Origin of the sequence: Rhizobium lentis, from assembly GCF_014200175.1 — a bacterium.
GTDB classification, from domain to species: domain Bacteria; phylum Pseudomonadota; class Alphaproteobacteria; order Rhizobiales; family Rhizobiaceae; genus Rhizobium; species Rhizobium mulingense.
This window is the reverse complement of sequence record NZ_JACHBD010000006.1, coordinates 377,596-390,317: the sequence shown is the minus strand read 5'-3', so window position 1 is coordinate 390,317 and position 12,722 is coordinate 377,596. Positions and strand designations below refer to the sequence as shown.

The window sequence follows — 12,722 nt, the reverse complement described above, 5'->3', positions numbered from 1 at the left end:
TGCCAAAAACCGTCCGAAGATTCCCGCCGGTAGACGGTCTCGAGCGCAGCACCTCGACCGGGATTTCGACAACAGAGAAGGCGGCGTGCTTCTCGCCGCCGGTCTTCGCTCAGTTAATCGAACGCAGTCCGAGATAGGCCGCCAAACTGACCGCCGAGACGGCGATCGTCAGTTTGGGTCTGCCGTCGTCGAACAGCGCCGCCAGCAGAAGGCCGAGCATCAGAATGGCTGATTTCGCCCAAAGTTCCTGGTCGGAGATTGTGAAAGCGATCGTCGCCAGAAAGACGGCGCTGGCGACCATCGTTGCGGGAGCGGACTTCTCCGCCAGATCGCCGCTTGGGAAATAGGGCAGGAGAAAACGCCGCATGCTCAGGCCTGAGGCGACGCTAAGGAGAAGACAGGTCAAGACAGGTTGCAACATGGGGCCGTCGCCGATCAATCTGCTGGTGGAATTGCAGATGCAAACGACGTGCCAGCCGTACGCCTTCAAATTACCGTCCGATAACGCCAGCGGCGAGCTCTGCTTGGCTATTTCCGCGGCGTCACGACCGTTTTTTCGGCAGGTGTACCCGGCCTGGCCTGATCGGCCAAATTATATCGCATTACGACTTGAGCAGCGGTGATGATTTCTATATGGAGAATTATCCTCCAGCTTAATTCCAAAAACGAGATCTTTTCATTGGACCTTTCGTCAATCGTAATATTCCTCGCCGTTGCCAGCGATTGCAGCGTGACGAAGGCGGCCAAAGCCGTCGGACGAGTGCCGTCGAATGTGACGACGCGCATCCAGCAATTGGAGGAGGATCTTGGTGTGTCCCTCTTCAGCCGCGATGGCAAGAAGATGACGTTGACGCGGGAAGGCGAGACGTTTCTCACCTATGCCAACCGGCTTATGGCCCTTGCACTCGAAGCGCGCCAAGCCGTGCGGCCCCATGCCCCATCAGGAACATTGCGGGTCGGCACGATGGAGAGCACGGCGGCAAGCCGGCTGCCGGCGGCGCTCACGCAGTTCAACCAGATGTGGCCCGACGTGTCACTGCAGCTGACGATGGGCGCGTCCCGCGATCTCGCCCGCGATGTTCTGGCCGACGCACTGGATTGCGCCTTAATTGCCCGGCCGCCGAAGACGATGCGCGAAGATGACCGCGATTTTGATGCCGAGCTCAAGGCGCTGGAAATGGAGACGGTCTTCGTCGAAGATCTGTTGATCGTGCTGCCGTCCGGGCATCCGGCCATCAAATCCGCCGCCGACCTGCGTGTCGGAGCGCTCGCCGCTCTGGAGCCCGGCTGCACCTATCGCAGGATCGCCGAAACCTGGGCGCGTGAATCGAGCGCCCTGCCGACGAGCGAACTCGGCTCCTACCACGCGATCCTGGCGAGTGTAGCGACCGGCAATACCGCAGGCGTGATGCCGAAATCCGTACTCGACCTCATGTACTGGCCGGCGGCTCTTCCGACCCATCAGCTCGGCCCCGTCGAGACGCTGCTGGTGTCCCGCAGGGATAACCGCCCCAGCGCCTTCAGCGCCTTCCATGAAGTCCTCAGCGCGACAAAAGGCAGAGACATGAGGCTGGCGACAAACTAGTTTCGTCGTCTTCCTCCTTCGCCCGCCAGACAATACTCGCTTACAATTGGTCTTTGCATGCAATATCCCGTTTCCCCAAAGATGGGGCAGAGCCGTCTTCGCCGCTTTCGCCTTTTTTCGCCCATCCTGGCCGGTGCGACGTTAAGAGAGCGGCTGATCGCCTGTTTCGGCGCGTTGCTGGGCATCGGTCTCACCGGCGTCATCAGCGGCTATCTGTTCGGTCAGGGGCCACATCTTCCCTTGATCGTCGCACCGATGGGCGCCTCGGCAGTGCTGCTTTTCGCGGTGCCGGCAAGCCCGCTGGCGCAACCCTGGTCGATCATCGGCGGCAACACCATATCTGCCATGATGGGCATCGTTGCCGCTTATTTCATTCGCGACCCGATTATCGCAACCGGCGTCGGAGTTTCACTGGCGATCGGCGCGATGTCGTTTACACGATCCCTCCATCCGCCCGGAGGGGCAGCGGCGCTGACCGCGGTGCTCGGCGGTCCCGTCGTTGCTGGTTGGGGGTTCCTCTTTCCTTTCGTGCCAGTCGCCTTGAACTCCTGCATTCTCGTCGGACTTGGCCTGCTGTTCCACAAGCTTTCCAAGCGCAATTATCCGCATGTCGTGCCGAAGCCGGCGGAGAATACCCATCAGACGGTCGACCTGCCGTCTGCGGTGCGGGTGGGCTTTCGCGAGGAGGATGTCGACGCTGCACTGGAAGCGCTCGATGAAACCTTCGACATCGATCGGGCCGATCTCGGGCGGCTGCTGCAGCAGGTCGAACTGCAGGCGGCCATCCGCTCGAACGGCAAGATCAGCTGTGCCGATATCATGTCGCGTGACGTGATCGCCATCGGCGAAACGTCGGAACCGAACGCCGCACGGCACCTTCTCCTGAAGCATAATATCCGGACGTTGCCGGTGAGGGATCCGGAGGGCCGTCTCGTCGGCACTGTCGGCCTGCGGGAGCTGTTCGCGAGCGGCGATACGATCGCGCATGCGATCTCCAAGCCGGCGGTGGCGAGAGCTTCGGACGCCGCTCTGTCGCTGCTGCCCGTTCTGACGGACGGGCGCACGCATGCCGTCATCATTGTCGATGACGATCATCGGATCCTCGGCCTGATATCGCAGACCGATCTCCTGAGCGCCGTGGCGCGGCTGCTGCCGAGTGACGGCGAGGCGATCGCGGCCGTGGCATGACCTCGCGGAGCGGCTCGGCCGCCGCAGGGCCTCTAGCGTCACGGCCACATGCCTTCGTCGTCAGTTCGGTGGGAACGCCGTGTGTCACCGTGGGATTGGAGGATTTTCCGACCCTATCCGGGCAATGACCTGGAGCGGATGCGGAATGCGCCTGCCGTCGATTTCCTTCACTTGGGAGCGGCAGGAATATCCGGTCGCCATGAGGTTATCGGCATCGCCAGCCGCATCGAGCTCCGGTTTCCAGCTCATCGCATAAAGGCGCTCGGAGATCGGTCGGTTGCGGGCCTCGTGTCCGAAGGTGCCGGCCATGCCGCAACAACCGGTTTGCGCCACTTGAAGATCGACGCCGAGGCTGTCGAATACCTTTTGCCATTGTGCGACGGAGGTTGGCGCATTGGTGCGTTCGGTACAGTGCGCCATCAACCGGAAACGGCTGCCCTCTGTGGCCGAAGGCGAAGCTGTGAGCCGGTCGAGGTTGGCGGCGAGCCATTCCTGTGGAAGCAGGACCGTTGCCTTGAGCAATCCCTTATATTCACTGCGGAAGGCAAGGGTCATGGACGGATCGAGGCCGACGAGCGCCACGCCGGTTTCATCCAGTCGCCGGAGATAACGCGCGGTCCGCTTGGCCGCAGCCTCGAAGCGTTCGAGATAGCCATGAACATGCAGGGCCTTGCCATTGACGTGGGGCGCCGCAAGAAGGGGCGCCAGTCCCATTTTCCGGGCGAGCCCGATCGCTGCGAGCGCGACATCGGGATCGAAATAGGCGGTAAAGGCGTCGGCGACGAAAACCACGCTCAGCTGCCTTTCCTGCGGCGACAAGGCCTCGATCAATTGCGGCATCGCAAGCGGCACGCCGAGGCGGGCGGCTTCCCTGGCGAGTGAGATTCGCGGCAGATGCGGCAGGGAGGTCAGCCCGGCGAGACGCATCATCGCTCTGCCCGCGCGCGTGCCCACGACCATATTATAGGCGGGCCGGATGCGCCGGACGAGCGGCAGGGTGGTTTCAATCGCCGCGACCAGCGGATCCTTCAGCGGGCGGAGGTAGCGTCCGTAATAGAGTTCCAGGAATTTCGAGCGGAAGGCCGGCACGCTGACCTTCACCGGACACTGCCCCGCGCAGGCCTTGCAGGCCAGACACGTGTCCATCGCCGCGCGCACCTCGTGGGAAAAGTCATCGCGGTTTGCCGGGTTCAGCGAATTGAAGGCGCGCCGCGCCAGGCTGGCGAACGGAATGCTCCTCCGCAGGCGCGTCGCTTCCTGGCGGGGATCGATATCCCTCTCGGCAAGCAGCCTCAGCCATTCCCGCATCAGGGCGGCGCGCCCTTTGGGCGAAAAGCGCCGATCGCGCGTCGCCTTATAGGAGGGGCACATCGGGCTCGATTCATCGAAATCGAAACAGGCGCCGTTGCCGTTGCAATAGGCGGCGTTGTCGAAGGCGGAGCGGATCTCGTTGCCGATGATGCGATCGATATCTCCCCGCAGTGGAAGGTCGTCGATCTTCGTCAGCACTTCCGCGGAAGGGGTCGCGATCTTGCCCGGATTGAGCCGATTCTCGGGATCAAAAGCCCGCTTGATCTCCTGCAGGCTGGGATAAAGATCGCCGAAAAACTCCGGCACATATTCAGAACGCACGCCCTTGCCATGCTCTCCCCAGAGCACGCCACCATATTTGCGGGTAAGCGCCACAACGGCGTCGCTGACCTCTCGAACCAGCCGGACGTGATCGTCGCGGGTTAGGTCGAGTGCCGGCCGCACGTGCAGGACGCCGGCATCGACATGGCCGAACATGCCGTAGGAGAGGCCGGCGCCATCGAGAAGCGCGCGGAACTCGCGAATATAGGCCGCCAAATTCTCCGGCGGAACGGCCGTATCCTCGACGAAAGCGACGGGCCTGACCGGCCCTTCAACATTGCCGAGCAGGCCGACCGCCCGCTTGCGCATCGACCAGATCGCCTCGACATCGACATGGCCCCGGGCTATCGTATAACCGGCATGGCGCGCATTCGTGCCGGTGTCGAGCGCGGCGGTCACCTGCGCAAGCTTGCGCTCGAGTTCGTCTTCATTATCGGCAAGCACTTCGGCGATGTTGATGCCGTTCGTCGCGCTGCCCGGATCGTCGGGAAAGAAGCGGGCGATGCCGGTCCAGACGATATCGCCTTTCGCGAGGCCGAGCACTTTCTCGTCGACCGTTTCCACCGAGGCGACCTTCAGCGCCACGAGGTTGCGCGCGTCCTCCAGGGCGGTGTTGAAATCGCCGTAGCGGATGTTTATCAGCGCTGCATGGGCCGGGATCGGCAGAAGGTTGAGTTCGGCTTCGGCGATCATCGCCAGCGTTCCCTCTGAGCCGCAAAGAACGGCATTGAGGTCGAAGCGTCCGTCGTCACGCCTAACATGGGCGAGGTCGTAGCCGGTCATATAGCGGTTGAGCTTCGGAAAGATCTCGGTGATCTGCTCGCGCTTCTCCAGCGCGATCCGTTCGACTCTCCTGTGGATCTCACCAACGCGATCCTTTCGTGCGCCGATCTCCGCGAGCGCCCCCGCTTCGAGCGGGCGCGACCAGAAATCGGAGCCATCCATCAGGACGATACGCAATCCGAGGACGTGGTTGCTGGTCTTGCCGTAGAGGCATGAACCCTGACCGCAGGCATCGGTTGAGATCATGCCGCCGATCGTGGCGCGGTTGGAGGTGGAAAGTTCGGGCGCGAAGAACAGGCCGTAGGGCTTCAGAGCCCGATTCAGCTCATCCTTGACAACGCCCGCCTGGACACGCGCAATCCTTCGGACAGGGTCGATGTCGAGAATGGATTTCATATGCCGCGAACAGTCCACCACGACGCCCGATGTCAGGGATTGACCGTTCGTGCCGGTGCCGCCGCCGCGCGGCGCGATGCTTATCTCCCGGAAGGTCGATTCCGACAGCACGGCCGCCACGACCCGCAAGTCTGCGACGCTTCTTGGGAAGAGGACGCCGGTCGGCTCAACCTGGTAGATGGAATTGTCGGTTGAATATACGGTCCGGCTCGCCGCACCGGTCTCGATATCGCCCTCAAATCCCGCCTCGACGAGCCGCTGGAAAAAACCCGCGGCGGGAAGCGGGATGGGAGCCTTCGGCTGGAGGCGTGGGATCATTTCGAAACCTTCAGAATGCACTCGAGCCTTGTCACTAGCGCATTGGCCCGAAAATCGGAAGGCGTCGTCAGCGGCCTGTCAACCGGTCGGCGTGGCCGCCAACCGGTTGACGGCGCCGGCCGCTTCGAAGAGTCCGCGGGCCGCCTCGACCATCGACTGTAGGTGGTTGGGGTCGCGCACGCCCTGTCGGTAGAGTTCGATTATGATGCTCGCCATTCGTTCGGCCTCGTCGCTGTCCCTTGCTATCGCATAATCGGTGCTGAGCTTGTCGAAGACGCGCTGGCAGGTTGCAAGATCGCGGGAGTCCAGCGGCACCTGCGATCGTTTTGTGATCGTTTGAACCATCTTAATTCCCTCGGAAAACAGCCCGCCCGGACATCATCGTGTCGGGGCGGGCCGGCGACTTTCGTCTCAGAAGTCCATGCCGGGTCCGCCCGGCATTGCCGGAGGGGCATCCTTCTTCGGCTTCTCGGCGACCATGGCTTCCGTCGTCACGAGAAGACCGGCGATGGAGGCGGCATCCTGAAGCGCGGTGCGAACAACCTTGGCCGGATCGATGACGCCCTGCGCATAGAGGTCGCCATATTCACCCGTCTGGGCGTTCCAGCCATAGGAGAAGTCGGTCTTTTCGCGCAGCTTGCCGACGACCACCGATCCCTCCGCTCCGGCGTTCTCGGCGATCTGGCGGGCCGGCGTCTCAAGTGCACGGCGGACGATGTCGACGCCGACGCGCTGGTCGTCATTGGCGGTCTGGACTTTTTCAAGCGCCTTGACGCTGCGCAGCAGCGCCACGCCGCCGCCCGGCAGGATGCCTTCTTCGACCGCTGCGCGGGTTGCGTGAAGCGCGTCGTCGACGCGGTCCTTCTTTTCCTTCACTTCGACTTCGGTCGAGCCGCCGACGCGGATAACGGCAACGCCGCCGGCGAGCTTGGCGAGGCGTTCCTGCAGCTTTTCGCGGTCGTAGTCGGAGGTAGTGTCTTCGATCTGCGCCTTAATCTGGGCAATACGGCCTTCGATGTCGGACTTGACGCCCGAACCGTCGACGATCGTGGTGTTCTCCTTCTCGACCGACACCTTCTTGGCGCGACCGAGCATGTCGAGTGTCACGGATTCGAGCTTAATGCCGAGGTCTTCGGAGATAACGGTGCCCGCCGTGAGCACGGCGATGTCTTCGAGCATGGCCTTGCGGCGGTCGCCGAAGCCGGGGGCCTTGACGGCAGCGATCTTCAGGCCGCCGCGCAGCTTGTTGACGACGAGCGTTGCGAGGGCTTCGCCTTCGACGTCTTCGGCGATGATCAGGAGCGGCTTGCCGGATTGGACGACGGCTTCGAGGATCGGCAGCATCGATTGCAGGTTGGAGAGCTTCTTCTCGTGGATGAGGATATAGGGATCCTCGAACTCGACCCGCATCTTATCCGCATTGGTGACGAAATAGGGGCTCAAATAGCCGCGGTCGAACTGCATGCCTTCGACGACTTCGAGTTCGGTTTCGGCAGTCTTGGCTTCTTCAACCGTGATCACGCCGTCATTGCCGACCTTTTCCATCGCTTCGGCCAGGAAGCGGCCGATTTCGGCATCGCCATTGGCGGAGATCGTGCCGACCTGGGCGATCTCGGAATTGTTGGAGATATTGCGGGCGTTGGCCTTCAGCTCCGCGACGATGGCGGCGACGGCAAGATCGATGCCGCGCTTCAGGTCCATCGGGTTCATGCCTGAGGTAACAGCCTTGGCGCCTTCCTTGACGATTGCCTGGGCAAGAACCGTCGCAGTCGTCGTGCCGTCGCCGGCGATGTCGCTGGTCTTCGAAGCGACTTCGCGGACCATCTGGGCGCCCATGTTTTCGAACTTGTCTTCGAGTTCGATTTCCTTGGCGACGGAAACGCCGTCCTTGGTGATGCGCGGCGCGCCGAAGGACTTGTCAATCACCACGTTACGGCCCTTAGGGCCAAGGGTCACTTTCACGGCGTTGGCCAGGATGTCGACGCCGCGCAACAGCTTCTCGCGGGCTTCGACGTTGAATTTAACTTCTTTAGCAGCCATGTCCTCACTCCTTCATAGGCAGCTGGCATTGAGCACGTCCTGAGGGTTCAGGCGGCCTGCTTTCCTTCGCTCCGGGCTTCGATGATACCCATGACATCGCTTTCCTTCATGATCAGCAGGTCCTCGCCGTTGATCTTGATCTCGGTGCCGGACCACTTGCCGAACAGGATGCGATCGCCGACCTCCACGTCGAGCGCCTGGATCTGGCCAGCATCGTTGCGTGCACCGGGACCGACGGCGATGACCTCGCCTTCCTGCGGCTTTTCCTTGGCGGTGTCGGGGATGATGATGCCGCCTTTGGTCTTTTCCTCGGAATCGACGCGGCGGACGAGAATGCGGTCATGAAGCGGTCGGAACGACATGTCTTCCTCCATCGACAAACAATATGATGTTGTTCGCCAGACCGGACCGGATGACGAGGTCCGGGCGGGTGCAAGGTCGCGCGCCTTGCGGGATTGATCTGGTTCGATGGTTTTTCAATTTCAAGGGGCGGCGCAGAAAAATTAGCACTCGCTGCCGGCGACTGCTAATGGCCCGCGGGGAACAGAAGACCGGCTCCCGCGTTCGAACTAATGACGATGGTCGTCCCCTCGTCTCGAAGACGAGTTTAAAACTGTGCTCCGGCTTGAATCCGGATTTCGGCGTTCCTAGCTCTCAGGCGATCGAGGCTCGATGAGCTCGATCACCGTCCCACGTCTTTTAGGAGTGAGTGACATGGAAGAGAAGACCAATATAATTAAAGACCTCAGTATTGAGGAACGCGAGGAAATCTTCGTCGATATCGCTCGCACGCTCGAGGATACTGCGCGCGAGGCCCTCGTCGAGGGCAATATGCACTTTGCTGTACTGTCGAACAACATGGCGGAAGCGATCCGCGTCAACGCCGACGAACTCGCTCGCGACGATCCCGAGAATGCCGAGCGCGTCTTGCTCGAGGCGACGGCGATGATCTCGCAGTTCGAAGCCGTGCACCCCTATCGTATGGTAAGCATGGCCGTCCACTGATTGCCCTGCGCAAATCAATCGCCGGCATGCGGAACTCTGGCAGCTGCCGAAGGTTAATGGATCACAGCATCGAAAGGTGATCCATGACCACTTCGAAAACCAACATGCCACCCGAAAGCGGAACTGACGACGCGCGCTCCTTCGACACGCAGCGCGCCGAGGTCGATCGGCAGCGAGCATCGGACGCAGCCCGGCACAATGCGAGTTCGACATCGGATCGCGACAGCGGCACTGAAACTCCAAGCCTGAAACTCGCGAAAGAGTATCTGAGCCTCGGAGGACGCCGCCGGTCCAAGATCGACGACAACATCACCACTGTTCGCCAATGGGAGGAGGATCCGCCGGCGGCCGAGCGCTTCTGGCAGGAGAGGGTGGAGACGCTTTCAAAGGATGAGCGTAAGCAGGTGGAGGATTTTCTTCCCACCATCAACACGCCTTGAAATACGGCGAAGTCAAACCGCGAGGTCAGGTCGGAACTGGAGAAGATCATGGCCACAGACAAACACGAACAGATACGCCGGCGGGCCTACGAAATCTGGGAGGCCGAAGGCCGCCCTGAAGGGGCGGACCTGCGTCATTGGATGCAAGCCTGCGACGAACTGGCCGGCGAGGACGAGCATGAGACGCTGCAGGACCTGCTCGATCAAGACGACAGGGACGACGCGGCGCTGCTTCAAGGCGCCGGGGAAAGTGGCGATGTCGACCGGCCGCGCCCCGGACTTGGTCAGGGTGCCGGGGCGACTCCGCGCGATATCGAGATAACCACGGGGGAGGAGCCTTCCCGGCAGAAGATCAGAGAGACCGAAGGACCGTAATCGTCATGCAGCATCTCGACCACGCCACGCAGATCGCCATGGAGGCACATGACGGCCAGACGGACAAAACCGGCCGGCCCTTCTTCGAGCACTGTCAACGGGTCGCGCTTCTCGTGCCGGGCGACGAGGCGCGAACCGTCGCCTACCTTCACGACGTCGCCGAAAAGGGAAATGGCTGGACGCTCGACAGGTTGAAGGAGGAAGGCTTCCCGCCGGCGATCATCTCTGCTGTCGATGCGTTGACCCGGCGGCCCGATGAGCCTGACGAGGAATTCGTCAGACGTGCGGCAGCAAACCCGCTCGCTTTGCCTGTCAAGCGGGCCGACCTCGAAGACAATCTGCGCCAGGCCGAGCAGGCCGGCAAAGACAAGCAAAAATATCAAAGCGGCCTGGATCTGCTACGCGATATAGAGAACGGACAGTAGGTGTTCTCATCCGGCGGCTCCAGCGAAGGTCCGGCCGGTAAGAGCCGTTCGTGTCGCTATTTCTGACGCGGCTGCCGCAAGCCGGCGCCGGCAGCGATCTGGCGGCCTTGGCGCCTGGCGGCAGCGGCTTCGTATAGCGTTCGAGCCGCATTGCGGATTTCCTCCTGCATCGCCTGGTCTTTCTCGTATGCCGCATGGCTTGTCGCGTAGGGTTCCCAGTAACCAATATAGCGGTCGATTTCCGCAAGCGGGCCGGCTGGTAAAAGATCCATTGACCTAAGCCAGTCCGAGAGGTTCCTCCGGACATCCTCCGAACCTTCCGTATCACCATGAACGACGACGGAAAACAGACGACCTTCCAAATGTCGGGTATAGGGCCATCCGTCCATCTCTAGCTGTTTTGCCTGGTCAGCATTTTTTCCGTGGGTGCTTGTCGGATCCGGGTTGCCGCCGTCGGCACAGACAAGTCGGTCGATCATCAGCTTCAGGGATGACGGCGCCTGGTACCAATGCACCGGCGTGACGATCATGATGCCGTGCGCCTCGACCCACATCGGATAGATCTCGTTCATCCAGTCATGGATCTGTCCGAGCGAATAGTTAGGATAACAGGAACAGGGCCAATGACAGAGAGCCGCTGCAGTGGAGAAGCAGGCTTTGCACGGATGGATCTGCCGGCCGTATTCCGAGGCGAGCCGGCTCAAATCGAGGATTTCGATCTTCACATGGCGCTGTCGCTCCAGCACCTCCCTGGCGATATCGACCATGCGGTAGCTCTTCGAAATCTCGCCAGGGCATGTGTGTTCGCTACGTGTCGAGCCGTTGACGAGAAGCAAACGGGTTGGCCCATTCGGATCGTCATGCCGCTTTTCCGCGTCACGGATGGCATCGCGGGCCGCCAGCCAGTCTTCAGCCAGATCATAATCGGGATCGGCGAAGCCGGGGCCGGCCTTGCGGATCTTCGGGCTTTTTCGCGAATTTGCGTAGGCTTCCCAGGCTGCCGAAGCGAGCCGCGTAAGCTCTTCCTGCAATTTGCCGTAGGCTGGATCCTGAAATTGATTGAGAAAGCGCCGCTTGAATTCATGCTCGTCGAGCCGCGGGCTGGGACTGCCCTTGCGGGGTTCGAGATCGGAGGCTGAAGTGGCAACGTTGGCTGGCATTGGAACCTCCTGAGGCCGGCTTTGCTGAACGCACCGGCAGATACTGTGTTCCCGTCATCCCCATCGATGGGCCTATGCAACCGGAGCGTCGAGCGCTAAACTCTTCCGGAATTTGTGCTCGAACCGATGGAAAGCATTCTTGCTGCCGGGCGGCTGGATCATGGCCGGATCACCATCGTGCCCAAGCCGTGCTCAATTGCCGAAATCGTCGAAACCTGCAGCGCGCGTCAGGAAAGCATTCGGCGATCCCATCGCTTTCTGCTTGAACTCGATCGGATTCCTCAGACCATTTATGGCGATCGCCCCGCGCTCGATCAAGTCTTCGGCAACCTCTTCTCGAATGCCGTCAAATACGCGCCGGAATCTCCAAACGTCCACGTCACAGGATGGCAGGAAGGAGAAAGCGTCTGCATCACCGTGCGCGACGAGGGCATCGGCATCGATGCCGACGACCTCCCGAAGATGTTCGAGCGTTATTTCCGCGCCAGAAGCTCAACAGGCATTGCCGGCACCGGCATCGGCCTTAATCTCGTCAAGCAGATAGTTGAGCTTCACGGGGGAACGATCCAGGTGGCGAGCAGTCGGGGAAACGGCACGACGGTTACCCTCCGGATTCCGATAGGCGCCGAGACGTCGGACGAGATGCGCGTTGCGACGGGCTAGGCAGGCGGGTCGCGAAGATAGTGCCAAATTTCAGTAGCGCCCCATAAGGGTTCAGAGGATTGACGATAATTTTTCTCCTTCGGCACGGCGAGACGATCTGGAATGCACCAGGTCGGTTTCAAGGACAAAAGGATTCCCCGCTTACGGAAAGAGGGCGGTGGCAGGCGGATCAGGCTGGCAAACTTCTCGGCCGGGAACTTGAGCGGCATTCCGGTGAAATCGATGTCCACGTCAGCCCGTTGGGCCGCGCAAAGGAAACAGCGGCGCGCATCTCGCGCTATGTACCCGTGGCCAGCCGCGATGAACTACGATTGATGGAGGTAACGACCGGGTCCTGGGATGGCATGAGCCATTATGAAATCGACATGGAATATCCGGGCATGCTCGAAGGCGCCAATGCTTTCAACTGGTTCTTTCGATCGCCGGATGGAGAAACATTCGATGCAGCTTGCGCACGCGTCAAGGAGTGGTTGTCACAGCTTCGCTCCACGACGATAGCCATATCCCACGGCCTGACGGGGAGGCTGATACGAGGCGTGTATCTTGGATTGTCCCAAGAGGAAATGCTGGAACTGCCGGTGCCGCAAGCCGGATTTTATCGGCTTCAGAATGGCCAGGCTCACCTTATCGAATAGCCCTGCGGCTGAACCTAAAGATCGGCTGGCTTTTCTGCTCTTTCTACCTCTGGTTAGCCGCCTGAGTCTTGCCAAAA

Annotated in this window: 14 protein-coding genes; 8 read left to right on the top strand and 6 right to left on the bottom strand. The window is 61.1% G+C overall.

The genetic code is table 11. The annotated features are described in order from the left end of the window. Positions 1–109: 109 nt before the first annotated feature. The gene (locus GGI60_RS16960) at positions 110–421 is read right to left on the bottom strand and encodes a hypothetical protein (protein ID WP_183934773.1); all 312 of its coding nucleotides are present in this window, start codon (positions 419–421) and stop codon (positions 110–112) included. Positions 422–679: 258 nt separating this feature from the next. On the opposite strand from GGI60_RS16960, the gene GGI60_RS16955 reads away from it, so the two are divergent. Together GGI60_RS16955 and GGI60_RS16950 are read left to right on the top strand one after the other, a co-directional pair. Further along, positions 680–1,585: a LysR substrate-binding domain-containing protein gene (locus GGI60_RS16955; RefSeq protein WP_183934772.1), complete on the top strand. Its 906-nt coding sequence runs from the start codon at positions 680–682 to the stop codon at positions 1,583–1,585. A gap of 57 nt (positions 1,586–1,642) precedes the next feature. Next, on the top strand, positions 1,643–2,773 hold the full coding sequence (locus GGI60_RS16950; RefSeq protein ID WP_183934771.1) for an HPP family protein: 1,131 nt from the start codon (positions 1,643–1,645) through the stop codon (positions 2,771–2,773). Positions 2,774–2,857: 84 nt separating this feature from the next. Here GGI60_RS16950 and GGI60_RS16945 read toward each other — a convergent pair whose 3' ends face one another. The 4 genes from GGI60_RS16945 to groES form a co-directional block, all read right to left on the bottom strand. After that, positions 2,858–5,902 carry an FAD-binding and (Fe-S)-binding domain-containing protein gene (locus GGI60_RS16945; protein WP_183934770.1) on the bottom strand — a complete coding sequence of 1,015 codons (3,045 nt, stop codon included), beginning with the start codon at positions 5,900–5,902 and terminating at the stop codon, positions 2,858–2,860. Between the two features lie 78 nt (positions 5,903–5,980). Then, on the bottom strand, positions 5,981–6,247 hold the full coding sequence (locus GGI60_RS16940) for a hypothetical protein (RefSeq protein WP_183934769.1): 267 nt from the start codon (positions 6,245–6,247) through the stop codon (positions 5,981–5,983). 66 nt (positions 6,248–6,313) lie between these two features. After that, on the bottom strand, positions 6,314–7,942 hold the full coding sequence (groL, locus tag GGI60_RS16935) for a chaperonin GroEL (protein WP_183934768.1): 1,629 nt from the start codon (positions 7,940–7,942) through the stop codon (positions 6,314–6,316). Between the two features lie 47 nt (positions 7,943–7,989). Beyond that, positions 7,990–8,304, bottom strand: coding sequence for a co-chaperone GroES (groES, locus tag GGI60_RS16930; protein ID WP_183934767.1), 315 nt, complete (start codon positions 8,302–8,304; stop codon positions 7,990–7,992). A 352-nt stretch (positions 8,305–8,656) separates the two neighbouring features. Here groES and GGI60_RS16925 point away from each other — a divergent pair, with 352 nt between their 5' ends. The 4 genes from GGI60_RS16925 (at position 8,657) to GGI60_RS16910 (ending at position 10,187) form a co-directional block, all read left to right on the top strand. Continuing rightward, a complete protein-coding gene (locus GGI60_RS16925) occupies positions 8,657–8,947 on the top strand; it encodes a hypothetical protein (RefSeq protein WP_183934766.1) in 291 nt (96 codons plus the stop codon). Positions 8,948–9,030: 83 nt separating this feature from the next. Continuing rightward, on the top strand, positions 9,031–9,387 hold the full coding sequence (locus tag GGI60_RS16920) for a hypothetical protein (protein ID WP_183934765.1): 357 nt from the start codon (positions 9,031–9,033) through the stop codon (positions 9,385–9,387). A 48-nt stretch (positions 9,388–9,435) separates the two neighbouring features. Beyond that, positions 9,436–9,762 carry a DUF2934 domain-containing protein gene (locus GGI60_RS16915; RefSeq protein ID WP_183934764.1) on the top strand — a complete coding sequence of 109 codons (327 nt, stop codon included), beginning with the start codon at positions 9,436–9,438 and terminating at the stop codon, positions 9,760–9,762. A 5-nt stretch (positions 9,763–9,767) separates the two neighbouring features. Beyond that, the gene (locus GGI60_RS16910) at positions 9,768–10,187 is read left to right on the top strand and encodes a metal-dependent phosphohydrolase (protein WP_183934763.1); all 420 of its coding nucleotides are present in this window, start codon (positions 9,768–9,770) and stop codon (positions 10,185–10,187) included. A 56-nt stretch (positions 10,188–10,243) separates the two neighbouring features. Here GGI60_RS16910 and GGI60_RS16905 read toward each other — a convergent pair whose 3' ends face one another. Continuing rightward, positions 10,244–11,347: a flavodoxin family protein gene (locus tag GGI60_RS16905; protein ID WP_183934762.1), complete on the bottom strand. Its 1,104-nt coding sequence runs from the start codon at positions 11,345–11,347 to the stop codon at positions 10,244–10,246. A 126-nt stretch (positions 11,348–11,473) separates the two neighbouring features. Between GGI60_RS16905 and GGI60_RS16900 the strand changes: the two genes are divergently transcribed. Next, positions 11,474–12,010, top strand: coding sequence for a sensor histidine kinase KdpD (locus GGI60_RS16900; protein ID WP_246720418.1), 537 nt, complete (start codon positions 11,474–11,476; stop codon positions 12,008–12,010). Between the two features lie 59 nt (positions 12,011–12,069). Continuing rightward, the gene (locus tag GGI60_RS16895) at positions 12,070–12,645 is read left to right on the top strand and encodes a histidine phosphatase family protein (RefSeq protein WP_183934761.1); all 576 of its coding nucleotides are present in this window, start codon (positions 12,070–12,072) and stop codon (positions 12,643–12,645) included. Positions 12,646–12,722 lie beyond the last annotated feature (77 nt).